The organism is Candidatus Eisenbacteria bacterium (genome assembly GCA_016867495.1).
Lineage (GTDB): Bacteria > Eisenbacteria > RBG-16-71-46 > CAIMUX01 > VGJL01 > VGJL01.
On the sequence record VGJL01000026.1, the window covers coordinates 1 to 24,312 of the forward strand.

The following is a 24,312-nucleotide window of genomic DNA, read 5'->3' on the forward strand; positions in this document are numbered from 1 at the left end:
CGCTCCTCCCCTCTGGCCACGGCCTCAGTCGTACGGAGTCTCGAACATCTTGTTCATCAGGCTCATCATCTGGTCGATGTCGCCCACCCCGCCGAGCGCGTGCCCCCTGCATCCCTTGCGTGTGCAGAACTCGACATACCCTCCCTGCTTCAGATTGAGCGAGGCCATGGGGGCGCCGCAGAGCTTGCAGGTCAGCGGGAGCGTGATGCTCGCGTCGCAGTTGGGGCACCGGAAGTCGACGACCTGCCCGTCCTTGACGTCGAGGTCCGTCTGGACGCTGTAGTCGCCGAAGACCGCGCTCAGGATCACCTCCCCCTCCTGGTGGGTCTCACGCACCTGGCCATCCAGCGGGATCTTGGACCCCTGCGTCAGACCGGCGTTGCACTGGGGACAACAGAGCTCCATGACCAGCATGTGCTTACTCATTTGTTCCTCTCCTTCCGGACCTTCCGCGCGCGTGCTCCCGTCTCCGCCCCCGCCCTCTCCGCCTCCAGCATCTCGATCTTCACGAACGGGCAGTCCTCGATCCTCGCGACTCCGGCCGCGATCTCCTCGGCGAGGGTCGCGCAGTCGGGCGAGCCGCAGGCGGCGCAGTCCTTCTTCGGGAGCCGATCGAGAAGAGCGTCCTTCTCCCGCTTCAGGGCTATCGCTTGCCTCAGATCGCGGGCGAGCGGCTGGATGGCGCGCGCCTTGACGGGCCCCTCCAGGTCGAAGAAGTGCTCGCGAAGCAGCGAGCGGACCTTCTCCTCCTTGACGTGCTCCTGATTCCCTAGCCTCCTCGCGATCTGCTGGATGTTCCTTCGGGCCGCGTAGCGTCCCTCCACCGTTAGCTGGCCGCCGGCGCATCCGTCGGGGCACATGAAAGCCTCGATGAAGTCGACGCTCTGGAACTTGCCCGCCTCGATCCTGTCGAAGACGTATTCGACGTCTTGAAGCCCGCGAACCGCCATCGTGTTCGTGTTGCGCATTCCGGAGATCTGGCCTTCCCCTATGGCCCACAGGACGCCGCTCAGGCTGATCGGGGCGTCGAGGTCGCTCCCGCCGCCGCGTTTGATCGCCGCGAGCAGGGGCCCGTAGAGCTCCGCGATCGAGAACGCCCCGTCCAGATAGGACTGCTCGAGGCCTACGGGACTGAGAATCGAGTTCATGATCGCCGAGCAGGGCGTTATGAAGAAGACCCCGATGTCGTCCGGATCAAGAGCGAGATCGGCCGCGAGCCGCGGCCGCAGCAGCTTCGCCGCCAGCTCCCTGGGCGACTCCAGGGGGAGCATGTGGGCGATGAGATCCGGATAGCGGATCTGAATCAGGCGGACGATCGCCGGGCAGGTGACGGAGATCTTCGGCCAGGGCCCCTTGCACTCGGCGAGGTAGGCGTCGGTCGCTCCCGCGACCATCTCGCACATCCATGAGAGGTCGTAGTGGCTGTCGAATCCGACCTGCCGGAGAGCATGAAGGACTTGGACGGGCGTGACGTCCCGGCCGAACTGGCTGTAAAGCGTCACGGACGGCACGGCCACAGTGTGCTTGAATCTCTTCAGATCCGAGACGGCGGAGGTCCTGGCCGTCGCCGCCTCGTACCGGCAGACCAGGATGCAGGAGCCGCAGTCGGTGCAAAGCTCCGGATTGACGACGGCGAGCCGATCCCGAACGCGGATCGCCTTGGTCGGGCAGACCTTGCAGCAGGCGACGCACCCGATGCACTTCTCCGGATCGATCAGGACCGCGTGGCCGCGTTCAATCACCCGCCACTCCGCCTCGGTCGTTCAGAAAGACCGCGTACCGCAAGGTCGTCCCCACCCCCGGCGTCGACTCGATCTCGAAGAGATCGGTGTTCCTCTTGATGTTCGGCAGCCCCAGGCCCGCGCCGAATCCCCTCTCGCGCATCGCCGGCGTCGCGGTGGAGAACCCCTCCACCATCGCCTGCTGGATGTCCGGGATCCCCTGCCCTCGGTCGGCGAAGACGACGCGCACGGAGTCCGGAAAGACCTGGAACTCGAGCCGCCCTTCCTCCGCGTACATGATGACGTTCATCTCCGCCTCGAAGTTCGCGATCGAGAGACGCCGGATCACGTCGGCGGGGATCCCCAGCTCCTTCATGATCGCCTTGATCCTCGCCGAGGCGTCTCCGCCGTGCTCGTAATCGTTCCCCCTGATCGTGAACGACTCCGCGTAGAGGGCCTCCGGCGGATTCCCGGCCTGGTTCGCGGCCGGGTTCACGGCTTGGCGCCGGGCTTGAGTCCGGCCTCCCTGAGGACCGCGCAGACCTCGAACATCCCCATGCGCGTGGAGAGTAGCGGGATTCCGCGCCGGCGGGCGAGCTCCAGGACTTGCTCGGCGGGTCGCTTGCTGGCGACGTAGACGATTCCCTTCAGGTCGGCCACGTCCGCGGCATGGATCGACTGCACGCTCGCGAGCCCGGTGATCAGGAGCGCTCCGGGCTCGGAGAAGGCGAGAACGTCGCTCATCAGGTCGGCGGCGAAGCAGGACTCGACATGAACCTCGTCGATGAGGTCATCCGCCCAGACCACCTCGCAATCGAGGAGTTGAATCAGCTCGCCCAGGTTCATGTCCCTTCCCCGACCCGGATCCATGCGTCGACGAGGGCGTCAGCCTCGCCGACTTCCCGACCGCGGCGAGGCCGCGATCGATGGCACGCCTATCGAATCCCCGCCTCGTAGAGCTTCGTCGCGACCTGCCAGCGGTTGAGACTGGTCGAGTAGATTGCGATCTCCGCCTTCTCGGCCATCTTGACGACCTCCTCGGCGGGGAGCTTCCCCTGCGTGACGATGATGGCCGAGATGTCGACCAGGTTCGCCGCGGCGATCACGTTGTTGTGGATCTGCACCGTCACGAGCAAATTGCCCGCTTGGGCATTGGCGATGACGTCGCTCACCATGTCGGAGATGTAGACCCCGCTCACGTCCCGATCGAAGGACTTGCTGACCCCCTTGAGACCGAGCTTGTCGGCGAGCTCCTGTACCTTCATGCTGGTTTCTCCCTCACGATCCGGGGCCACGCCCCCGGGCTCATCTCCTGTCACTGCCGGGCGAGCCTGCGGAACCTTCGACGGCGCGCCACGGTCGCGCGCAGCGTCGCTCCCGCGAAGGCCTCCCTCACTCATCCCCCATGGACGTCAGTCCGAAGTCGATCATGATCTCGCCGTACGACATCGTCTTGTGAAGGTCGAAGAGGTCGGGCAGGATCAGGACCTTCTTGCCGGGCCTCCGCAGCCGCTGGTTGAACACGGCGTTCAAGATCCCGAGCTTCTCGTCCGACAGCGAGAGCCTCGTCCCCTCGCCCGTGTCGTGCGTGATCGCCATGTAGATCGAGATGCCGTTGTCGTGCGCGATCCGTCCGATCCTGTAGATCTCGCTCTCGGGCTTGCAGAGGGCGTAGTAGAGAAGCCCGAGCATCTCCCGGAACTTCACGACCTCGCCCGTCGCCGTGTCGCGCACGTCGAATCGGAAGGACTGCCCCATCGCGGCGGAGCGCCAGGTCTTGTTCCCTTCCCGGTACTCCTCGCGCGGCAGCGGCGGCTCGGTCGAGAAGTACGATCGGACCGCGCGGCTGAAGAGATCGTGCTCGACCATGACGTAGCCCATCTGGACGTTCACCATCTCGTAGCGGACGGCGGGTTCTCCAGTAGTCATCCTCTTCGATCCTCACAATCCATCCACTCGCCCGTCGCGCGGGCGGGTGGACCGTCGACTGAAGCTCCAAACCGGCCGGAGGTCGGCAGTCGTCGCGCTGCTCGAGCGCGGACCTTCGAGGGAACGGTCTCCGCGCGCGGCGCGGAGCCGCCCGCGCCGTTCACGGCGCTCGGGCGGGAAGGGAGGCGAAACAGCCTGGGCGCCGGGGGCGACGCTGCGAGCGACGACGCCCTCGGAGTCGGTCGCGCCCCCCGGCGGACATCCTGTGGTCCTCGCAACGAACACCTCCGCCCCCACACCACCCAGCCGCGCCCGGGGACCATGGCAAGAGCACGCGCCACAACAGACTCGCCCATCCGCCGGGACAGACCGAACTTCTGAGCGAGCTTATCACGGCCGGACGAACCCGGCAAACCCCCTGTAAGCCTGCGTTCTTCGAGGGCGCAGTTCGGATTGGCCGATCTCCCGGCCGGCCCTCCGTCACGGGTCCCCGGCGACCGGATCGGTCAGTGCGTTCGGCGCCGGCCGTGGATGAGGGAGCCGGAGCCTTGCGATCGTCGCCCCCCAGCTCGAGGCATCGGGAGCGTCGGCGTAGGAGATCACGCGCGGGTCCGCATCGAGGATCGACCTCACGATCCGCCTCTGCGTCCCCGTGCCCTTGCCGTGAATGATCCGCACCTGCCGGTGGCCGGCAGCCGCGGCCTCGCCCAGGAACTCCGTCACGACCGAGCGCGTGTCCCGGGGCTGGAACGTGTGGAGATCGAGGGTGTCCACCGCGTCCAGGCGCACCACGCCGGGCTCCTCACTGGGCGCCGCATCCTCCGGCGTCTCCCGGATCATCGACTCCCGCCTTCCGAGAAGCAGCCGCTTCAAGAGACCGAATCCCATGCAGGCCAGAATACTGCATCGGCGGCCGCGGGCGCGCCCGCCCGCTTCTCCGATCCGGTCGCATGCGCCTGGAGATCTGCGGCAGCGGATGGCTTGCCAGGAGCCCTGTCCATGTCTAGCGTCTTGAGTCGATGCGCGTCGGGTGGATCCAGACGGAGCCGGTCTACGGAGATACGCGGGCCAACCTGCGACAGGTGGAGTCGGTCGTCCAATCGCGGGAGGCCGATCTCTGGGTTCTCCCCGAGCTCTTCGCGACCGGCTATCTCTTCGGGGGCCGGGCGGAGCTCTCCCGCCTGGCCGAGGCGATCCCCGCGGGACCGACGACGCAAGAGATGATTCGCCTGTCGCGCTCCGCGGGATGCGCGTTCGTCGCCGGGATCGCCGAGGGCGCGCCATCCGGGATGATCTTCAATGCCGCGATCGCGGTCGACCCCGCGGGGCTGCGCGCCCTCTACAGGAAGATCCACCTCTTCGACCTGGAGAAGGAGTGGTTCGACCCGGGCGACACGGCGTACCCGGTCGTCTCGATCGCCGGAGCGCGCGTCGGGATGATGATCTGCTTCGACTGGCGCTTCCCGGAGGCCGCCCGGAGTCTCGCGCTCGCGGGTGCCCAGATCATCGCCCACCCGGCGAATCTGGTTCACGCGCATTGCCAGAACGCGATGGTCACCCGCGCGATCGAGAACGGCGTCTTCACCGTGACCGCGAACAGGACCGGGGCGGAGTCGCGCGGCGACGCTAGCCTCGTCTTCACGGGCCGCAGCCGCATCGTCGCTCCCGACGGCCGGATCCTGAGCGACGGTCCCGCGCAGGAACCGGCTTGCGATGTCGTCGAACTCGACCCGACCGCCGCGGACGACAAGCGAGTGACTCCCCGCAACGACCTGCTCGGGGACAGGAGGCCGGCCTTCTATCGATCGGGACCGGGAGCCTGAGGCGGAGCGGGCCGCGGCGCTTCACCTGGAGCGACCGAAGACCCCGACGGAGTCCCGAAGCCCCGCGCCGGGAACGCGAACCCAGCGGGGCGAAGGGAGCCGTCGGGGTCCGTTCTCGCCGCTTCGCGAGCCAGCGGCGCTTCACCTGGAGCGACCGAAGACCCCGACGGAGTCCCGAAGCCCCGCGCCGGGAACGCGAACCCAGCGGGGCGAAGGGAGCCGTCGGGGTCCGTTCTCGCCGCTTCGCGAGCCAGCGGCGCTTCACCTGGAGCGACCGAAGACCCCGACGGAGTCCCGGAGCCCCGCGCCGCGAACGCAAACCCAGCGGGGCGAAGGGAGCCGTCGGGGTCCGAGGGCCTCGCGTCGCGCCGGCTCGCCTCTCAGATTCAGTCAGAAGCGCCTAGTAGTCTCTCTGCGTGCTCGAGAAGGTGATGCCGAGGCTCACGCGGGCAAACGACTCCTCGAGCCCGACCCGCTCCGCGTCCCCGCGCTTCCCCCACTCGATGGCGAGATCCACGGCGGCGCGGTTCTTGGCCACCAGGCGCCGGAGGCCGACGCTCGCGACCGTCTCGCGGACATCCTTCCCGCTGGCGCTCCCGCCCTCCGACTCGGCCGCATCGTCGCGCGCGGCCGCGCCCGGGGGATCGACCGCCCGCACGTGATGGGACGATCCCGAGACCCCGCCGCGGATCGTCCACTGCGGGATCTCGCCGCGGACGAAGTCGTACTCGAGGCCCGCTCCCCACCGCGTCGTATCGTGGAAGGGTCTCCTCGATGCCCCGCCCGGGGCAGCGCGGAGCGCGGCCTCGCTCCACAGAGTCCGGATCAGATCGGCGCTCAGACCGAGTCTCTTGATCGGACGCAGCTCGACGCCGGCGGCCCATCTGTCGGGCAGCTCCTGACGGCCGGTCCATGACGCATCGTAATCGCCGGTCCGCAAGACCTCCACTTCCTGGATGAGTCGTGAGGAGCCCCCGAGGGTCCCGCTCGCTCCGACTGCGACTCCTTCCGTTGGAAGCAGGAGCACGCCCCCGGTCGCCACCGCGCCGCCGCGCAGTCTCGCCCTGACGACCTGGAGCTGGTCGCGCTCCTCGGCGTCGTCGAAGTTGTAGGTCAGGAACTCCTTCACGGACCCCTGGACGCGCCCGACCGAGACTCCCCAGAGAAGCCGGCGGTCGAGCGAGGATCCCGCGAGGGCGACCTGGATTCGATGGAGACCCCCCATCCCCTTCGTCTTCAGCTCGTACGGGCCGGTCACATCGCCGGCGTAGCGCTGCGCGCGCTCGTAGGTCCCGTCCGACTGCACCGAGAACGAACCTCCCGCGCGGAGTCCGCGCGGAAGCTCGATCACGCCCCCGAGGCGTGGCAGGAGATCGGCCTTCTGCCGGAAGCTCCCCTCGGGATCGCCATCGCCGCCGCGGCTGTCCGCTATCTCTCCGGCGTAGGAGGTGAAGCCATAACCCCTCTCGGCGAGCGCGATGGTCGCCGGATTGAGATCCGCGGAGGCGCCGTAGGATCGAACGGCGACCGATGTCCCCCCGCGACCCAGAGCGGCAGGATCTCCCACGTCCCACCACCATCCCCATCCCGCGCTGGAAAACGGCGTGGCGCGGACCCCGCCAGGCGAGAGAGCGAGAGCGCAGGGAATCGCGATGGCCAGGACCGCGCGGGCGGCGCGGACCGACCCCGCGCGCGATTGCGATCGGCACCCGCTCTTGCGACCGAGCGATCTCACGGCTCCACGCTCCACCTGGGACCGGAGGGGAGGAGATAGACGACCCGAAGCGCGGGTCGGACAGACTCCGATGCCGCATGGCCCGTATGGATCTCCACGCTCTCCAGAGTCGACACCTCGTCGATGGCGCGCACGACGACGCCCAGGTTCTCTTCTCCCTCCACCCACTTCTGCGCCAGGGCGCCGATCTCGAAGCGGACTGAATCCTCCAGGGACTCCGACAGGTCGGTGGCGGTGGCCTTGAGGGCGTTGGCCGTGTCGGCTACTTCGTAGACTCCCAGGACGAAGGGGTCCTTCTCCAGGACATCCAGGTTCTGGGAACGCAGGCGAATCGTGGCCCTGACGACCGCTGCCTCACGCGGAATGGCGGACAGGTCAAAGCGCAGCAGGAACCGCGAAGCGGTTCCGGACGAAACGAACGCGAGAGGAGCCCCGGGCACGGGGTCATCCCGCCTGTCGTCGAGGGCGTAGGCGTCGCCGGTCGCCGTCACGGTTCGCACGGTGCCTGTCGTGTCGACCAGATTCAAGCTCGGAGTCAGCACCCGCAGATCATCGTCCCAAAGGAGATCGTTGTGGGAGACGATCCGCGCCACCCCGCCCGCGCCGACACTCTCGGCGGTCAACGCGAGCCCTGCATTGGCCGCCTCGTCGGCCTTCCAGGAGCGGATCAGATCGACGGGCAGATCGAAGTCGATGACATCGATCGTCGTGTCCTGCAGAGCGCCGGTCTTGACGTTCTCCTTGCGGGCCAGAGGCTCTTGAGAGAGGGTCGGCCGGTTTCCCCATGTGAGAGTCGACGGCGTCCAGGCCGTGTCGCCTCCCTCCACCGACCAGAGCGTGAGCGTGATGGATCCACCCCACCCCTTGCGCAGATGGATCCGGAGATAGGAACGATCGACGCCGGCGGTGTCGGGCACGCCTGCGAACCGGAGGAATCCCGCCGCCTCGAGGCGATCGTTCGAGCCGACGAGAATCGATTCGGAAAGATCTGTCGCGGGCGCCGAGCGAAGCTCCTCATCGTAGGCCACCACCAAGGTGGTCTCGAGCGGAGCGGGCGGAGCCAGACGGCCTCCGTTGTCGAATCCCAGGGGATTCTCGTCCTCGGCGCAGCCTGCCCAGAGAGTGAGCGCGAGCAAGAGAAGCAGGGCCGAGGAGCCGCCAGCTCTCATCGATCCCCGCCTCGCCGGCCTTTCCCCCCGGGTCGTCACGCGATGCTTCACCGGATCAGGAACAACGGACCCTCCCATAGGGTCCAGCGGCGATGGAATCGGGCTGGCTCATCATCTGGGCAGGCTACACCAAGCGTCCGGATGCCGCCACGTGTTCCCCACGGCTGGCTGAAATGGACCATATTCGTCGATCGCACATCTATTCATTGAGATACGCTCTCTGAATCGGCGCTCCTCCCTCAACTCCGGCCCCCGGTTCCCCGTTCGTCCCCGCCTCGAATCTCCCAACCTGTTGATAATGAATCGATTCGCGCCTGGCATCGCTCTTGCACCTTCCGACCGGCAGGAATCGAGACAAGGGGGTGGAAGATGAACAGGTGGAAGATGAGCAGGTGGGCGCTGCTCTGGTGTATCGCGACCGTCGCTCTGGTTGCGACATCGTGTGTGGATGACGGGGGCCTGCCTCTGGGCCCATCCGACCAGAGCGCCGGCCGCCCCGATGGAATCGGCCCGAGCACGCAGGAGCGCTCGGCAGAGGACGCGATGGCGCCGCCGCCACGCCTTCCGCTCGTGGGCGAACCCGAGGGATGCGCTCTCATAGGCCCCGCGGCGGGCGGCACGGTCTCGATCGGCCGCTACCGGGTGACCGTGCCTCCCGGAGCTCTGCGCACCGCAACGGAGATCAAGGTCACAATCCGCGAGGCCGGCGGCCACATCGGGTGCGAGCTGGAGCCCCACGGAATCACATTCCTGAGGCCCGTCACGCTCACGATGGACCTGAGCGGGACCGATCTCTCCGGGCACAACGATGTCACGATCTACTGGTACGACGAGAACGACGGGACATGGGTCGACATGGGCGGCGTGTGCGATCCCGCCTCGGGCCGCGTATCGGTGGGCATCTGGCACTTCTCTCAGTTCAGGGCCGGCCGCGCCGGCTGGTAGATCTTCCCAAGCCCTCCCCCCAGCCGAGCCGCTCCGTCTTCCCCCGGAGCGGCTCGGCGCGCCTCCACCGGGGCCGGCCCGAGGGGCGCGCCGCAGAGGGCGCTGCGAGCCGCCGCGCGTCCGGCGAAGACGAGCGGACGCCAGATGCGAGCTTCTCAGACGCGATCGAGCTGCTCTAGAATCGACTCGTCATGAGCAGGCCCCGATCGAAGATGCCGAGCGGAAGCCTCCGTGCGCTCGCGCGCGCCGCGAGGCCATGCGTGGGGGCAATCCGCGTCGCCGGCTCCGTCCTCGCTCTGTGCGCGACCCTTGCCTCCGCTTGGCCCGCTCCCGCTCTCGCGGCGGCCGAGCAGCGGCCATTCTTCGAGTACGACCTCCTCTTCCCGAAGTCCACGGAGGGAGTCACGCCCGGCGCGATCGCGGTAGCTCCCGAGATCTCCCCGCCTCTCGAGACGCCCATCGATCCGGGGACCTACGTCGTCGTTCCGGGAGACCTCCTGCAGCTTCAGGTTGGCGGCGAGACGGACCGCGCATGGAGATTGGCGGTGACGGCATCGGGGAGGCTCTTGCTGCCGAGCGCCGAGTCGATCGACGCGGCCGGCAGGACGCTCGAGGAAGTGGACGATCTGGTGAGGCGCGCCATGGCGCCCCGTTTCCCGGGCAAGCCGATCTCGCTCCACATGCTGCAGCCGGGGATGTTCCGCATCCCCATCACGGGCATGATCGCATCTCCCGGAGTCCTCCTCGTCCACGCCTACGATCGCCTCTCCTTCGCGATCGGCGCGGCAGGCGGTCCGCTCCCCGGCGGGAGCATCCGCCGAATCGAGATCCATCATGCCGACGGCCGCGTGGATGAGATCGACATGGTGCGGTTCGTCCACTCCGGGGATCTCGATCAGAACCCGACGGTCGCGCCGGGAATGAGGATCCACGTGCCGCCGGCGGGCGACTTCGTCCGAGTCACCGGCGCCCTGCGCGGCCTGGCCGGGATGGAGAGGCCGATCGTCTCCAATGTCGGCTCGCGGATCCCCGAGTCGCCGCGCATGAAGCTCGAGTGGCGCCAGGGCGACACGGTCGGATCGATGCTAACCCGCGCCGGGGGGCTATCGGAGGACGCGACCGGCGAGATCGTCCTCGTCCGCGGCAGCGAGATGCTGAGGCTCCGCTCGCCCGAAGACGACTCGGCAATGGTTCGCGCGGGGGATCTCATCGAGACCGCCGTCCGCGATCGATGGGTCTATGTGATCGGCGCGGTCCGCTACCCCGGTCCCCACGGACATCTGCCGAGCCTCACCGCGGCCGACTATGTGCGCATCGCCGGGGGTCCGACGGAGCTTGGGCGGGGCCGCGGCTGGCGCGTCCAGGTCGAGGGGCGGAAGAGCGTTCCCATCGGCGAGGAGGAGCACATTCCGCCCGGCTCGACGGTCGTCGTGCCGGAACGATGGACCTACAAGGTCTCGACCCTGCTCGCGCCGATCAGCGGGATCACGGCGCTCGTCATCTCCGTAGTCGCCCTGAGGAAGTAGAGCTAGTCGTCCCCTGCGCCGGGATCGACCCGACCAAGGCGGCCTCGAGCCGCGCGGCGGAGCGCTCCCAGGTCCAATCCTCCTCGACGCGGCGGCGGCCCGGGCCGGGCCCCTTCCAAGGCCAATCCCTGAGCGGCCTGCCCGCTTCGATCCACTGTCGCCGCCACTTCTCGATCGCCCGCGCGAGATCCTCGGCTTCGCCCGCGGCAAAGAGATCCCCAGCGCCGATCTCGGCGATCCACGAATACCATGGGATATCGGAGACCAGAACGGGGCGGTCGGATGCGAGATAGGTGAGGATCTTCGTCGACAAAGCGCCGCCTCCCGAAACCTTGTCGTGATCGGGCCAGCGATAGGGCGCGACGAGGATCTGGCACGAGACGAGCAATCGATCCGTTTCTTCGCGAGGGAGTCCGCCGAGGAATCGGACGCGAGCCGCGCGCGAGGCGGAGGCGCCGGAAGCTCGCTGCTCGGGGCCGCCCGTGGCGCCAGAAGACCCGACGTCGCAGGCGGCGATCTCGCGAAGCCTGCGTTCCTCCCGCCCCTGCCCGATGATCCAGAGTTCGACCTCGCCCGATCGGTCCAGGGCCGCCGCCTCGATGAGAGTCTCGATCCCTTGGACAGGCGCGAGATTCCCCGCGAAGCCGATCACGAACGTGGAAGGAGGCACGCTCATCTTGCCGCGTACCGCCTCGGGATCGATGGGCCCGGGCATGTGCGTCGCAATGGGGACCACGCGGATCCGCCCGGCGTCGATCCCGCGAGAGCGAGCAAGCGTGGTCCCGAGCTGCTCGGAGAGCGCGATCACCGTCGTCGCGTTGCGGAGGCAGACGCGCTCCGAGGCCGCCACGAGTCTCCTCGCGATCGGAGATCGGCCGAGGGCGGGATCCTCCGTCAGGAGCGCGTTGACTTCCAGAACCAGGGGCAGGCGTAGAAGCCTCGAAACGATCACCGGGGCGATCGTGTAGAGGTCCTGACGGACATAGATGAGGTCCCTCTTGCCTCCCGCGCAGCTCCAAAACAGGCGGCAGCCTCCCAGAAGCTCGAAGCTCCAGTAGTAGAGGAATCTCCATCTCAACGGACGGACTTCCAGGCGCTGGAAGGCGGTGGGGACCGATGGACCGGCGGCGCGGGGAGTCACGAGCATCACATCGTGTCCCCGATTCGCGAGGGCGTCCAGGATGCCCCGCAGATGGAGGGCGTGCCCTTGAGGAAGGGAGAGGTCGATCGCGGAGAAGGCCGCGACGCGAAGCCGGTCGGTCGAAGGGGGGGCGCTCACCGCGACCGGCCCGCGATCCATCCCGCGAAGAGCCAGACCCACTCGTTAGCCATCAGATCTCCGCTGAACTGGGCGTTCCAGACCGCGAAGAGCAGGCTGAAGAGAAGCGCGATCATCATGGGATCGCCGGCCCTTCGCATGCCCCGTCCTAGCGCGGCCAAGAGAAAGCCGGCGAGGCAGACCAGCCCGGGCAGTCCGTTCTCGATGCCGACCTCGGCGATCAGGTTGTGGGGATAGAGTCGATTGTCGCCCATCTTCATGAGATCGCTGAATCCCCCGGTGCCGGTCCCCCATCCGGCCGCGTGCGGGACGGCTTCCCGCGCGATCTCGAGAAGGCGCAGGCGCACCGCTCCCGAGGCATCGATTCGCACCGGATTCAGGAATCGCTCGCGGATCTGCTCGGGCATCAGCAGAAGGGCCAGCAGGGCGAGCGACGCGGCGGCGGCCAGACGCAGAAGCCTCGCCCCTCTCGATCCTGGAAGAACGAAGACCGTCCAGCAGGTGAGAACAAGCGCCAGCCCTATCAGGGGACCGCGCGATCCCGAGAGGACCATGACGATCCCGAGGGGGACGATGAGGATGACCAGGGCCGCCGGCCGGATCTTCCCCGCTCCCAGCAGGCCGATGCCGGCCAGGATCCCGAGCCCCATGTTGCGCGCGAGCCATATCGGATTGAGGCCCAGGGCGCTCAGCCTCTGCCCGGACGGCGCGGCCCGGGACGCGTGTGTCAGGAGCGACACGATCGCTACGAGGGCTGACAGGACGAGCACGGCGGAGAGGAAGGAGACGACCGGCCGATCGCGCGAGGAAGGCTCATCGCTCCATCTGGTCCCCGCGATCGCGCCTCCCACGAGGAGCGGGAGGCTGGTCGCGAAGTAGGCGAGGACCTTCGCGCGACCATACGCGGGAGAAGGCGACTCGAGCAGGCCTGCCCAGACCACGAGACCCAGCGCGAGAGCCCACCAGAGGATTCCGTCCGTGAGGAGCAAGGCTGCCCTCCTGCCGGTTCCGGCTGAGCCCGACAGCAGGATCCGCGCGACGGCGAGAAGCAGGAAGAACCGGAAGAATGCGAAAGCAGGGGTCGCCAAGTCGAGGGCGACGACGAACGGATCGAGCAACGGCAGACCCACGGCCATGACCGCGAGGAGCCAGGCCAGGCGGACCGAGAGGAGAAGCCCGGCGACCGCGGCGAGAACGATCGATGCGACAAACGCCGCTTCGGGCAGGAGCGTGAGCAGCGCGGCGTCGCAAGCCAGAAGAAGGATCAGGCCCAGGCTGACGACTTGACGGGACGGAAGGTCTGACGCGGGAAGGAGTCGGGAGATCCCGTCCATCGGAATCTAGGGGAAGGTGGGATCGCTGCCCGAATCGAACCACCGCTTCGGGTGGAGGGCGCGACCGACGCCCCGAAGCGACTCCCACTGCATGGGCCTTTCTCTGCGGATCGACTCGAGATGATCGAGCACGAGGGCAAGGCCGCACGAGAACAGGAAGGCCAGAATCGTCGCGATGGAGCAGATGAGCCAGCGGATCGGCCGGAATCGCTTCTCGGCCGGTACGGCCGAGTCGAGGATCTGCAGCGCCGGCGTATCCCTCAGCTCCTGGATCCGGTACTGCTCGTACTGCTCCATCAGGACTCCGTAGAGGGCTTCCTGGATCTTCATGTCCCTGAGCGCGCGCGCGAAGGCGGCGGAGCGGGCCGGGAACTGCGAGAGCGGAACCCTGAAGGCCGCCGTGTCCGCTCGACCGCCGCGGTCCAGATCGCGAAGCTGCCCCTCGAAGAGGTCGATCTCACGGGCAAGACGCGCCCGGTTGGGATCCTCCGGACCGACCTGCGCGCGCAGGATCCCCAGCTCGACCTCGCGGACCCTCCGCCCCAGCTCGAGCTGGACCGCGCTCTCGACCAGGGCGCGCGCCTGCTGGTCAGGAACCAGGATCCCGGTTTCTTCCTGCACGCGCTGGAGGATCTCCTCGGCGCGCGCGAGGGAATCGCGGCAAACCGCCACGCGGGTCTCGAGAAAGGCGCGGACGGCGCCCGCGCCTGAGCTGCGCCGCTCCCGCGATCGGACATCGAGGATTTCGATGAAGTCGTTGGCCATCTTCGCGGCGCGCGCCGGATCCTTGTCGACCACGCTGATCGAGACCACGCCCTCCCTGCCGACCTTGGTCTTGGCGTTCGACCTCAGGGTGATCAGGGCGTCGTCGATCGTCTTGGCCTTGTAGATCCGCATCAGATCGCGCCGGCGGATGATCTCCTCCCCGACCGACCGGCTCTTGAGGATCGCCGCGTAGATATCGGAGGGAGTGGCCCAGATGGGCAGATTCGCCCTCCCCTGGCCGAAGGTCGAGGCGGCGACGATCGAGGAGAGGGTCCCGGTGGAGAAGGCCTCCTCCTGCGGCGGGAAGACCGAGGCGGTCGACCGGTACGATTTGGGGAGCAGCAGGCTTATGACAACGGCCGATGCCGCGACCAAGAGCGTGTTGGCGAGGATCAGACGTCGCCAGCGCGCGAGGATCACGATTCGTCTCAGCAAGAGACTCCGGGGCTCCATGACCATGCTGGTCGAGCATAGCAGAGGCGGCGGGCAGGCGGTATACTGGCGCGGAGCGAGTCGGCCGCCCCCAAGGACGGGCGGCCGGGGGGGGAGGCAAGCCATGGAAGAGCGCCGCGAGAGGATCGTCCTGCAGCTACCGGGGGGCGCCGTCGGGATCCGGCGCGCGAGGTGCCCGAACGGCTGCGATCTGATGGACGCGACGGCCATGATCCACGATCTCCCCTCGATTCGCGTCCGCTACGACGTCGCCGGAAAGGGCGGGATCATCCATCTCGATCCTCTCTACGGCCGCTTCGACAACCTGGGCGAGGGGGAGATCCCCGCCGGCGCGATGGTCGAGTTCTCGTGCCCGAGCTGCTCGGTTTCGCTCCGCGCCCCCGAAGGGACCTGCGAGACCTGCGCGGGGAATCTCTTCGCGATCCACCTCCCCGGCGGAATCGTGGAAGGGTGTCTGCGCCGCGGATGCCACTATCATCGGATGACGATCGTCGACGACGGATCGCTGATGGACCGCCTCTTCTCGGAGCACGGGCGGGATTCGTATCTGTAGGCCTGGCGCATCGAATGCGGGCTCTGCTCGCCCTCGGCGCGAGATGAAGCGGGCGGCTGCGGGAATTCGCCGGGGCTCGTGCGCTGCTCCAGACCCTGGCCGGGCCAAGCAGTTCGCTGACGGGCGATCTCGACCTTCATGGATGACGCGGATCGGCTTTCAGGCGAGCCGCGAGGCGCTCATGATCTTGGTTTCCCCTGCGGAGCGCCTCTATACTCGGAGTTGCGCGACCGTGAGAACCACGGAAACGCGCCTGGGTTTTGAAGTTCACCATCCGTGTCTCAGGTCAGGGAGAATGCACATGCTCGATGCCCAGGCCATCAGGCCTGCACAGCCGACGGCGCCTGCGGGCGTCGTGAAGATCACGCCGGAAGAGATCGAGGCCTCGCTCCACCGTTTCGGCTACTCCCCCGAACTGCGGCAGATCATCGCCAGCGAACGCCTCCTCCCGCCGGAGCTGCTGACTCGGCTTCACGCGACATGCCCGCAGCACTCCGGGCTGCTCGAGCGCGGCGAGATCGAGCTCGAGCTGGTGCCGCAAGGCACCCTCACGGCGTTCGCGGGCGTGCCGCCCCGCGTCATGGGCATCGGTCCGGTGCCGGCCACCCGCAGGCTCCTCGGCCGGCTCGGGCTCACGCTGGCGGACATGGATGTCAACGAGATCAACGAGGCGTTCGCGGTGCAGGCGCTCACCTGCATGCGCGAGCTCGGCATCGCTGACGACGATTCGCGCGTGAACCCGCAGGGAGGGGCGATCGCACTTGGTCATCCCCTGGGCATGAGCGGGGCGCGTCTCGTCCTGACCGCCGCGCACCAGCTCCGCCGCACAGGCAAGCGCCGGGCCCTCTGCACGATGTGCGTGGGCGTGGGCCAGGGGATCGCGATCGGGCTCGAGCGCTGCTGATCGCGGCGGGCCATCGACTTGCATCATCGATGGCCTTTCAGATCCTCAAGAGCACGAATCGAACGGGCGAAGTTGGGCCCGGAATGACTACGGAGTCGGCGTCGAGATCTCACCTCGTCGCCGCCATCCCGGAATCCCGGCCCGGCGCCGGCCTCGCAGGATCCAGGACCTATCTCGCCTTCGTCGCAGCTCCCTCGAAGACTCGAATCCGATTCAACGCGCGGCGCAAAGCGGCCTCGGCCCGCGCCTGATCGATCTTGCCGCTCGTGTCCCGGAGCCGCTCCCGAGCGCGATCGCGAGCCCCCTTCGCGCGCGCCAGATCGATCTCCTCCGGCAGCTCCAGCGCATCGGCGAGGACGACCGCACGGTTGTCGGAAACCTCAAGAAACCCTCCCGAGACGCAGAAAACGAGATCGTCCTCGTCAGGGACCTTCACGGTGAGCCTTCCCGGCGCCAGGGCCGTGATCAGCGGGGCGTGATGGGCGAGAACGCCGAGGTATCCCTCGCTCCCCGGGGCGACGATCGAGATCACCTCAGCGTCGAAAACGCTGCGCACCGGCGTCAGAACGCTCAGACGAAACAGCTCAGGCATCTCCCCTCCGCCCTATCTCAGCCCTGCGAGCGGAGTCTCTCCGCCTTCTCGACCGCCTCCTCGATCCTTCCGACCATGTAGAAGGCCTGCTCGGGGAGATCGTCGTGCTTCCCCTCGATGATCTGGCGGAATCCCTCGATGGTGTCCTGGACTTTCACATACCGGCCATGCTCTCCGGTGAAGGCTTCGGCGACGAACATCGGCTGGCTCAGGAAGCGCTGGACCTTGCGAGCCCTTCCGACGATGACCTTGTCCTCCTCGGAGAGCTCGTCCATCCCGAGGATCGCGATGATGTCCTGCAGGTCCTTGTACCTCTGCAGGATCCTCTGCACGGAGCGGGCGACGTCATAGTGGTCCTGCCCGACGACCATCGGATCGAGCATGCGCGAGGTCGAGTCCAGCGGATCCACGGCCGGGTAGATTCCGAGCTCCGAGATCTGCCGGGAGAGGACGGTCGTCGCATCGAGGTGCGCGAAGGCGGTCGCGGGGGCAGGATCGGTAAGGTCGTCCGCGGGGACGTAGATCGCCTGCACGGACGTGATCGAGCCCCTCTTCGTCGAGCAGATCCGCTCCTGAAGCTCTCCCATCTCGGTCGAGAGGGTCGGCTGGTAGCCCACGGCGCTCGGCATCCGGCCCAGAAGCGCCGACACTTCCGAGCCGGCCTGCGTGAAGCGGAAGATGTTGTCGATGAAGAGAAGGACGTCCTGGCCCTCCTCGTCGCGGAAGTACTCGGCGACCGTCACGCCCGAGAGTCCGACGCGCAGGCGAGCTCCGGGCGGCTCATTCATCTGCCCGTAGATCAGGGCCGTCTTGCTGATGACACCCGACTCGTTCATCTCGAGCCAGAGGTCATTCCCCTCGCGCGTCCGCTCCCCCACCCCTGAGAAGACGGAATAGCCTCCGTGCTCGGTGGCGATGTTCCGGATGAGCTCCATGATGATGACCGTCTTGCCCACGCCGGCGCCGCCGAAGAGCCCGACCTTCCCCCCCTTCGGATAGGGCTCGAGGAGATCGACCACCTTGATCCCCGTCTCGAGGATCTCCGCCTTCGTCGATTGCTCCGTCAGACTCGGGGCATGGCGGTGGATCGGCAGGCGCTTCTTGGGTTCGGGCAACGGACCCCGCTCGTCGATCGGGTCTCCCAGAAGGTTGATGACCCTTCCGAGGACTTGCTCCCCGACCGGAACGGAGATCGGCTCGCCGAGGTCCAAGGCCTTCATCCCCCGCACGAGCCCGTCCGTCGAGCCCATCGCGACGCAGCGGACCACGTTGTCGCCTATGTGGAGCGCCGCCTCGACCGTCAGGACGATCCCCCTCTCGGGATCGTCGATGCGGATCGCGTTCATGATCCTGGGCAGCCGATCCGACGGAAACTCGAGATCGACCGTCGGGCCGATCACCTGAAGGATCTTGCCGTAGTTGGGCTCGTTCGCCATCTCTGTCCTTTCCTGCGGGGCTCTTCGCCTGGAGCCCGCCGTCTCCCTCGACCCCGCTCGTGCGCTACTTGAGCGCCTCCGCGCCTCCAACCAGCTCGGACAGCTCCTTGGTGATCGCCCCCTGGCGGAGCTTGTTCCGGATCTGAGTGAGAGCGGTGATCATGTCGCCAGCGTTCTTGTTGGCCGCGCTCATCGAGATCAAGCGGGCGGCATGCTCGCTCGCGATCGAGTCAGCCATCGCCGCGAAGACGCGCGTCTGCACGTACCGCGGCAAGAGATCCCCGAGCACCGCGGCGGCCGAAGGCTCGAAGATGTACTCCCGAGGCCCAGCCCGCCCCTCGGCAGGTGAAGCCACCGGAAGGAATGTCTCCTGCAAGATGCGGCGGCTCCCGGTCGTGATGAAGCGCGTGTAGATGAAGTCGACCTTGTCGGTCCCCCCCTGGGCGAAGAGGTCGATCAGATGCCGGGCGAGATGAGCCGCCTTGCCGAGATCGACCTGGTCCCCCAGCTCCGGAAGGCGAATCGATCCCGTCCACTGTCGCCTCCCGAAGTGGTCGCAGGCGCGCTTGCCCACGCATATGAGGTTGGTTCGGCCCCGGTCGACCCCTCCGATCTCGTTCTCCGCGAAGCGGAACAGGTTCGAGTTGAACGCGCCGCAGAGGCCCTTGTCCGAGGCGATGACCACGATCGTCCGCCGCCCATCCCCTTTGCTCCCGAACAGCGGGTGGGCATGCGCGGCGGCCGTGCCCGACAGGCTCGCCAGAATCGCGCTCATCCGCTCCGCGTAAGGCCGCGCCGAGAGGCTGCGCTCCTGGGCCCGGCGCAGCTTCGCCGCCGCGACCATCTCCATCGCCTTGGTGATCTGCTGCGTGCTCTGGACCGAACGGATCCGGCGGCGTATGTCCTTGATGCTGGCCATCTCTCTCCTGAGGCTGCCTCCGCGACTACTTGCCCGGCGACGCCGAGAAGGAGTCTCTGAGCTTCCCGACGGCCTCGTGGAGCTTCTTCTCCGTCGCTTCGTCGAGCGCCTTGGTCGTCGCGAGAACGTGCCCGACGTCCGGGTATTCCTTGTCCATGTATGCGAACAGCTCGCGCTCAAACCGCGCGAGGGAGGATGTCGGAAGCTCATCCAGGTATCCATTCACGGCCGCGAAGATGATCATCAACTGCTTCTCAAGGGGAAGCGGCTGATAGAGGCCCTGCTTCAGCACCTCGACGGTCTTCTCCCCGCGGATGAGCTGCGAACGCGTCGCTCGATCAAGGTCGCTTCCGAACTGGGCGAAGGCCGCCAGCTCACGGTACTGCGCCAGATCGAGTCGCAGGCGTCCCGCGACCCGCCGCATCGCCTTCGTCTGGGCCTTTCCGCCGACGCGAGACACCGAGAGCCCCACGTTGATCGCGGGCCGGATGCCGGAGTAGAAGAGGTCGGTTTCCAGGTAGATCTGGCCGTCCGTGATCGAGATCACGTTGGTCGGGATGTAGGCGGAGACGTCGCCGGCCTGCGTCTCGATGATCGGGATCGCGGTCAACGATCCGCCCCCCAGCTCGTCCTTCAGCTTCGCCGCGCGCTCGAGGAGGCGGCTGTGGAGGTAGAACACGTCGCCGGGATAGGCCTCGCGGCCCGGCGGTCTGCGCAGGAGCAAGGACATCTGCCTGTAGGCGACCGCGTGCTTCGAGAGATCGTCGTAGATGCAGAGGGCGTGGCGGCCCTTGTCCCTGAAGAACTCCCCTATCGCCGCGCCCGCGTAGGGGGCGATGTACTGCAGGGGCGCCGCGGTCGAAGCCGTCGCCGAGACCACAGTCGTGTACTCCATGGCCCCGTGCTGCTCCAGCGTCGCGACGACGCGCGCGACCGAGGACTCCTTCTGTCCGATCGCGACGTAGATGCAGAAGAGGTCCTGTCCCTTCTGATTTATGATCGTGTCGATCGCGATCGAGGTCTTGCCGGTCTGGCGGTCGCCGATGATCAGCTCCCGCTGCCCGCGGCCGATCGGGATCATCGAGTCGACCGCCTTGATCCCGGTCTGCACGGGCTCCTTCACCGGCTGGCGCTGCACGACGTTCGGGACCTTCCCCTCGAGCGGGTACTGCGTCTCGGACACGACGGGGCCTTTCCCGTCGAGCGGCTCGCCGAGCGGATTGACGACCCGTCCGATGATTCCAGGGCCGACGGGAACGCTGGCGACCCGTCCGCTCCGCCGGACGGGATCTCCTTCCTTCACCAGCTCGTCGGATCCGAAGAGGACCACGCCGACGTTGTCCTCCTCCAGATTGAATACCATTCCGGTCACATCGTTCGGGAACTTCAGAAGCTCGCCCGCCATCGCATCCTGGAGCCCCCAGACTCGGGCGATCCCGTCCCCGACCTGCAGGACGGAGCCGACCGACGCGACATCGAGCTCGGACTTGTACCCCTCAAGCTCCTTCTGAAGAACCGCGCTGACTTCCTCGGGTCGAAACGTCATCCTCTGTTTCCTCTCTGCTCGGACTCGCCAGCCTTGACTCTACTTGAGGCGCGACCGCGCGGAGCGAGCGCCTCAGATCTCCTCATCACGGACTAGCGCACGCTCGTCGCGAGCATCTGCTCGCGCAACCTGGCCAGATCATGACGGATCGTGCGATCGAGAACCTTCCCCTCGATCAACACGAGCAGCCCCCCGATGACACCTGGATCCACTCCCGCGCGGAGATGGATCTTCTTGCCGGTGATCCGCTCGAGCCGTCTCCGCAGCCGCTCTGCCAGCTCCTCGGAGAGCGGGATCGCGGTCGTGACCGCGGCGACGACCACCCCCATGTGCTCGTCGGCGAGCTTGCGGTACTCAGCCAGGACATCCGGCAGATGCCCGATCCGCTTCTTCTTGAGGACCAGCATCAGGAGACGCACGAAGAGAGGCTCCGCCCGCTCCCCGAAGACCTTCTCGATCACGGCGCGCTTGTGCTCGTCGAGCTCGCGCGGCGACTCGAGAAAGCGAAGCAGAGACAGGTCCTTGGCGAGCAGCTTCTCCAAGGCGGCGCAATCGTCAAGGACGGGATCGATGCGCTCCCCCGCCCTGGCCGCCTCGAACAGCGCGCTCGCGTACCTGCGCGCAACCCCCTTGTCGATCATCCTGAGCCGTCCTAGTTCTTCATCCTGGGCCGTCTTAGTCCTTCATCTCCACACGCACCATCTCATCGATCGCCTCCTCGATGAGGCGCCGATGCGCGTCGGAGTCGAGCCTCGCGTGAATCGCCTTCTCAGCCGCCGCAAGGCTCATCCTGACCATATCCTCCTTGAGCGCCAGCTCGGCCTTGTCCTTCTCCAGCTCGATCTCTTCGCGGGCGCGCTGGATCAGGTCCCGGGACTCCTTGCGGGCCTCCTCGTGGATCTCGCCGGCGACCTTCCGCCCCTCAGCGACCGCCTCCTGGATCTTGGCCCTCGCCTGCGCGTCGATCGTCCGGAGCTGCTGATCGTAGGCGGCCTTCAGTCCGGCGTTCTCGGCCTTCGCCTTCTCGATGCCGTCGAACTCGCTCTCGATGCGGGCCCTCCGCTCGTCAAGCAGGCCGAGGATCGGCCTCCAGGCATATCTGCGCAGCACCAGGACGGCGGCGGTGAAGGCGACCGCGTGGGTCGCCACCTCGCGCCAGTGCGGACTGAGGACGTTGATCTCAGATGCCATCTTTTCCGCCTCTTCGGAGCTCCCCGCGGGAGCCTTGCGTCGAGCCGTTACTCTACGAGAGCTTGCCCTGGAGCACGAAAACGGTCACCAGCGCGTAGATCGTGAGCGCCTCGATGAAGGCGCATCCGATCACCATCGCGATCTGGATCTTCCCCGCCGCCTCCGGCTGGCGGCCCATCGCCTCCATCGCGCCGGCCACTGCCTTCCCGAGGCCGAGGGCCGAGCCGAAGGCAGCGAGGCCGAGACCGAGCGGTAACGCCAATCCAAGCAGGTTCATCTCTTTCAAACCTCCGCTGTTGATGTGGAGGGCGCCGCGCGGGCCCCCTCCGGTCCGAGTTCAGTGCGCATGCTCCTCCTCATGAGGGAGCATCTGCGAGATGTAGATCGAGCTCAGGAGCGTGAAGACCAGGGCCTGGATCGTGCTAAGCAGGAGGCCCAGGAAGATGAAAGGAAACTCGAGCGGCAGGCCGATCGGCGAGCCTATCAACGCGAGGGTCCCGACGCCGAGCCATGTGAAGACCGCGATCAGGACGTCCTCGCCCATGATGTTGCCGAAGAGTCGAAGCGAAAGGCTCACGGGCTTGGCCAGCTCGCCGACGATGTGCAGGGGCAGCATCAGGGGGACCAAGCACCACCCCATGACATCGCGCGGAGCGCCGACCAGGTGGAAGAGATATCCGCCGGCCCCGAGCTTCCGGAAGCCGGTCGCGTGAACGTACAGGAAGACGACGGCCGCGAGGCCGAGGGTCGTCTCGAACAGGGAAGTCGGCGCCTTCAGGAGCGGCACCAGTCCCGAGAGGTTCATGAACCAGATGTAGAGGAAAAGCGTTCCCAGGAAGGGCGTGAACTCGCGGGCGTGGCGTCCGAGAATCCCCCGCATGAAGTCGTAGAACGACTCGACCACGTACTCGATCGCGTTCTGGAAGCGGCCGGGGATCATGCTCTTCTGCGCCGCGCCTCGAAGAAGGAGGACGCTGATCAAGAGGAGGACGAGCAGCGCGAAGATGTTCCCCCGCCACGCGAAGAAGAAGCCGACGAGGCTGTCTTCGCGGTGGGCTGGCCCCCCGAAGTGGACCTTGATCTGGTGGATGAGATCTGGAAGCTCGAGAAGGACCCCCTCGTCCTTGGCGTCGTGGGCCTTTGTGTCGTGTGCCTTTGCGTCGTGGGCCTCTGCTTCGTGGTGAGCCGGCGCGCGAGACGCCTCCCCGCCGCTGCAGATCGATGGCGCGCCCACGGCGATCGCGAGCAGCAGCAGAAGGGCGACTCTCCGCATCACGCGCTCCGCCTTCCCGCCGCGCCCCCGCGGAGCAGCGTCCCCCCGGGTCCTCTTCGCTCCCCGGACATCCACCGCCTCGACAGGACGAGCCGGCCGAGGACCTTCAGCAGAGACACAGCGAGAAAGAGGCTGAAACCCGCGAGAAGATAGAGGGGATCGAGACGGAGCTTGATCAGGGCCAGGGCGCCTGCGAGATAGATCGCGGGGAACTTGAGCGCGACATAGGCGATGAGCGCCTTCGTCCGTCCCCCCGCGGGCCGCAACATCTCCTTGAAGAGCCCGTTCAGCGACAGGAGGTTCGCGATGCCGAGGAGGAGGCCCGCTCCCCAGGCGGCGGCCTTCGGAAGGCCGATGTAGACGGCGACGCAGAGAGCGACGAGCGCGCCTAGCCAGGACGTCGTGATCAGCACGCGCCGCACGAAGCCGGGCCCGAGCTCGGCCCAGCGAGTCCCCTCCGCCCCCACAGGCGCTCTCATCATCTCCTGCGATCCGCTGCCCGGCATGTCTCCAGATGCTCTTCGATGGCCCCGAAAGAGATCCTCAGGCATCGAGATCCCGCTGCGCTCGCCTGATCAGGAGGACTGTCTCCCTCACGGCGGCCGCGATCCCGAAGCCCACTCCGATTCCCTGGAAAACCCAGTCTGTCCCCGCCCTGCGATCGACCCATCGCCCCAGCCACCAGCCGATCAAAGGCGCGACCGCAATCATGATCGGTATGGTCGTCAGCAGCGCGATGGCGCGGTATGGACTGCGCGGTTCCTTCCGGCGGTTTCCCTCTCGGCTTTCCCGCACCTTCCTCTACCTGCGTCTCTCGATGGCCTGGTGGGCCGACCCCCTGGGATGGAGGCACGCGGGCCGCGCCACGGACCGATTAGCGTGCCCGCAGCTAGAAGCAATGTCAACACTCAAGTTCAGAAAAGCGCAAGGACCAGGTCTCGCCGGCCGTCCGCTCGAGGTCGCTCGCGGAGGCCGGCTCGCTTTCACGGTCCGGTCGCCTCGGCGGCCTCCCTGATCCTCGACCATGCCTCCTCGACATGCCTCCGGCGAGTGCTCGTCTGCCCGACACAGAAGCGGAGAACCATCCGCCCCTCGAGGCGTGTATGCGTCAGGTAGAGTCGGCCCCCTTCGTTGATCCGGTTCATGATCTCCTCGTTCACCCGGTCCCCTCCTCGGTGCCGGAAGCAGACGAGGTTCAGCGGGGGAGGAACGGCGACTT

General features: G+C 67.2%; 27 protein-coding genes. 5 read left to right on the forward strand and 22 right to left on the reverse strand.

Translation table 11 applies throughout. The features are described from left to right. Positions 1-24: 24 nt before the first annotated feature. The 7 genes from FJY88_04830 to FJY88_04860 all read right to left on the reverse strand — a co-directional run bounded on the left by FJY88_04830 (position 25) and on the right by FJY88_04860 (position 4,538). Positions 25-426 carry a hypothetical protein gene (locus FJY88_04830; protein MBM3286659.1) on the reverse strand — a complete coding sequence of 134 codons (402 nt, stop codon included), beginning with the start codon at positions 424-426 and terminating at the stop codon, positions 25-27. Beyond that, positions 423-1,742 (reverse strand): 4Fe-4S dicluster domain-containing protein, encoded by a 1,320-nt coding sequence (locus FJY88_04835; protein ID MBM3286660.1) that lies wholly within the window; start codon positions 1,740-1,742, stop codon positions 423-425. The genes FJY88_04830 and FJY88_04835 overlap by 4 nt, the downstream gene beginning before the upstream one ends. Then, a complete protein-coding gene (locus FJY88_04840) occupies positions 1,735-2,097 on the reverse strand; it encodes an anti-sigma regulatory factor (protein ID MBM3286661.1) in 363 nt (120 codons plus the stop codon). The genes FJY88_04835 and FJY88_04840 overlap by 8 nt, the downstream gene beginning before the upstream one ends. Before the next feature lie 116 nt (positions 2,098-2,213). Continuing rightward, entirely contained in the window at positions 2,214-2,591 is a 378-nt protein-coding gene (locus FJY88_04845; protein ID MBM3286662.1) for a transcriptional regulator, read from the reverse strand. 65 nt (positions 2,592-2,656) lie between these two features. Beyond that, positions 2,657-3,121, reverse strand: a complete 465-nt coding sequence (locus FJY88_04850) for a serine kinase (protein MBM3286663.1) — start codon at positions 3,119-3,121, stop codon at positions 2,657-2,659. Continuing rightward, entirely contained in the window at positions 3,114-3,650 is a 537-nt protein-coding gene (locus tag FJY88_04855) for a hypothetical protein (GenBank protein ID MBM3286664.1), read from the reverse strand. The genes FJY88_04850 and FJY88_04855 overlap by 8 nt, the downstream gene beginning before the upstream one ends. A 480-nt stretch (positions 3,651-4,130) precedes the next feature. After that, positions 4,131-4,538, reverse strand: a complete 408-nt coding sequence (locus FJY88_04860; protein ID MBM3286665.1) for a Smr/MutS family protein — start codon at positions 4,536-4,538, stop codon at positions 4,131-4,133. Between the two features lie 131 nt (positions 4,539-4,669). Here FJY88_04860 and FJY88_04865 point away from each other — a divergent pair, with 131 nt between their 5' ends. Next, positions 4,670-5,473, forward strand: coding sequence for an acyltransferase (locus FJY88_04865; GenBank protein ID MBM3286666.1), 804 nt, complete (start codon positions 4,670-4,672; stop codon positions 5,471-5,473). 400 nt (positions 5,474-5,873) lie between these two features. On the opposite strand, the gene FJY88_04870 is transcribed toward FJY88_04865, so the two are convergent. Both FJY88_04870 and FJY88_04875 read right to left on the reverse strand, forming a co-directional pair. Next, positions 5,874-7,208 (reverse strand): hypothetical protein, encoded by a 1,335-nt coding sequence (locus FJY88_04870; GenBank protein ID MBM3286667.1) that lies wholly within the window; start codon positions 7,206-7,208, stop codon positions 5,874-5,876. Further along, positions 7,205-8,377: a hypothetical protein gene (locus FJY88_04875; GenBank protein ID MBM3286668.1), complete on the reverse strand. Its 1,173-nt coding sequence runs from the start codon at positions 8,375-8,377 to the stop codon at positions 7,205-7,207. The genes FJY88_04870 and FJY88_04875 overlap by 4 nt, the downstream gene beginning before the upstream one ends. Before the next feature lie 369 nt (positions 8,378-8,746). Here FJY88_04875 and FJY88_04880 point away from each other — a divergent pair, with 369 nt between their 5' ends. Together FJY88_04880 and FJY88_04885 are read left to right on the forward strand one after the other, a co-directional pair. After that, positions 8,747-9,322 (forward strand): hypothetical protein, encoded by a 576-nt coding sequence (locus FJY88_04880; protein ID MBM3286669.1) that lies wholly within the window; start codon positions 8,747-8,749, stop codon positions 9,320-9,322. Positions 9,323-9,513: 191 nt separating this feature from the next. After that, the gene (locus tag FJY88_04885) at positions 9,514-10,848 is read left to right on the forward strand and encodes a hypothetical protein (protein MBM3286670.1); all 1,335 of its coding nucleotides are present in this window, start codon (positions 9,514-9,516) and stop codon (positions 10,846-10,848) included. Here the strand turns inward: FJY88_04885 and FJY88_04890 are convergent. From FJY88_04890 to FJY88_04900, 3 genes are read right to left on the reverse strand one after another with little or no spacing between them, the layout of a single operon-like run. Beyond that, on the reverse strand, positions 10,820-12,148 hold the full coding sequence (locus FJY88_04890) for a glycosyltransferase family 4 protein (GenBank protein MBM3286671.1): 1,329 nt from the start codon (positions 12,146-12,148) through the stop codon (positions 10,820-10,822). The genes FJY88_04885 and FJY88_04890 overlap by 29 nt on opposite strands. Then, positions 12,124-13,461, reverse strand: coding sequence for a hypothetical protein (locus FJY88_04895; protein ID MBM3286672.1), 1,338 nt, complete (start codon positions 13,459-13,461; stop codon positions 12,124-12,126). The genes FJY88_04890 and FJY88_04895 overlap by 25 nt, the downstream gene beginning before the upstream one ends. Before the next feature lie 6 nt (positions 13,462-13,467). After that, positions 13,468-14,889: a hypothetical protein gene (locus tag FJY88_04900; protein ID MBM3286673.1), complete on the reverse strand. Its 1,422-nt coding sequence runs from the start codon at positions 14,887-14,889 to the stop codon at positions 13,468-13,470. Here FJY88_04900 and FJY88_04905 point away from each other — a divergent pair. Together FJY88_04905 and FJY88_04910 are read left to right on the forward strand one after the other, a co-directional pair. Then, complete coding sequence (locus FJY88_04905; protein ID MBM3286674.1) at positions 14,888-15,232, forward strand: hypothetical protein; 345 nt, start codon at positions 14,888-14,890, stop codon at positions 15,230-15,232. The genes FJY88_04900 and FJY88_04905 overlap by 2 nt on opposite strands. 43 nt (positions 15,233-15,275) lie before the next feature. Further along, complete coding sequence (locus FJY88_04910; GenBank protein ID MBM3286675.1) at positions 15,276-16,136, forward strand: hypothetical protein; 861 nt, start codon at positions 15,276-15,278, stop codon at positions 16,134-16,136. Between the two features lie 169 nt (positions 16,137-16,305). Here FJY88_04910 and FJY88_04915 read toward each other — a convergent pair whose 3' ends face one another. The 10 genes from FJY88_04915 to FJY88_04960 all read right to left on the reverse strand — a co-directional run bounded on the left by FJY88_04915 (position 16,306) and on the right by FJY88_04960 (position 23,888). Next, a complete protein-coding gene (locus tag FJY88_04915; protein ID MBM3286676.1) occupies positions 16,306-16,728 on the reverse strand; it encodes a F0F1 ATP synthase subunit epsilon in 423 nt (140 codons plus the stop codon). Positions 16,729-16,745: 17 nt separating this feature from the next. After that, positions 16,746-18,164, reverse strand: coding sequence for a F0F1 ATP synthase subunit beta (gene atpD, locus FJY88_04920; GenBank protein ID MBM3286677.1), 1,419 nt, complete (start codon positions 18,162-18,164; stop codon positions 16,746-16,748). 64 nt (positions 18,165-18,228) lie between these two features. Further along, on the reverse strand, positions 18,229-19,083 hold the full coding sequence (atpG, locus tag FJY88_04925; GenBank protein ID MBM3286678.1) for an ATP synthase F1 subunit gamma: 855 nt from the start codon (positions 19,081-19,083) through the stop codon (positions 18,229-18,231). Between the two features lie 25 nt (positions 19,084-19,108). Beyond that, a complete protein-coding gene (locus tag FJY88_04930; protein MBM3286679.1) occupies positions 19,109-20,629 on the reverse strand; it encodes a F0F1 ATP synthase subunit alpha in 1,521 nt (506 codons plus the stop codon). A gap of 92 nt (positions 20,630-20,721) precedes the next feature. Beyond that, complete coding sequence (gene atpH, locus FJY88_04935) at positions 20,722-21,270, reverse strand: ATP synthase F1 subunit delta (GenBank protein MBM3286680.1); 549 nt, start codon at positions 21,268-21,270, stop codon at positions 20,722-20,724. Between the two features lie 34 nt (positions 21,271-21,304). Next, positions 21,305-21,820, reverse strand: a complete 516-nt coding sequence (atpF, locus tag FJY88_04940; GenBank protein MBM3286681.1) for a F0F1 ATP synthase subunit B — start codon at positions 21,818-21,820, stop codon at positions 21,305-21,307. Positions 21,821-21,872: 52 nt separating this feature from the next. Next, on the reverse strand, positions 21,873-22,097 hold the full coding sequence (gene atpE / locus FJY88_04945) for an ATP synthase F0 subunit C (GenBank protein ID MBM3286682.1): 225 nt from the start codon (positions 22,095-22,097) through the stop codon (positions 21,873-21,875). A gap of 60 nt (positions 22,098-22,157) precedes the next feature. After that, positions 22,158-23,096, reverse strand: coding sequence for a F0F1 ATP synthase subunit A (gene atpB, locus FJY88_04950; GenBank protein MBM3286683.1), 939 nt, complete (start codon positions 23,094-23,096; stop codon positions 22,158-22,160). Then, the gene (locus FJY88_04955) at positions 23,093-23,575 is read right to left on the reverse strand and encodes a hypothetical protein (GenBank protein ID MBM3286684.1); all 483 of its coding nucleotides are present in this window, start codon (positions 23,573-23,575) and stop codon (positions 23,093-23,095) included. The genes atpB and FJY88_04955 overlap by 4 nt, the downstream gene beginning before the upstream one ends. Before the next feature lie 61 nt (positions 23,576-23,636). Then, the gene (locus FJY88_04960; protein ID MBM3286685.1) at positions 23,637-23,888 is read right to left on the reverse strand and encodes an AtpZ/AtpI family protein; all 252 of its coding nucleotides are present in this window, start codon (positions 23,886-23,888) and stop codon (positions 23,637-23,639) included. Positions 23,889-24,312 lie beyond the last annotated feature (424 nt).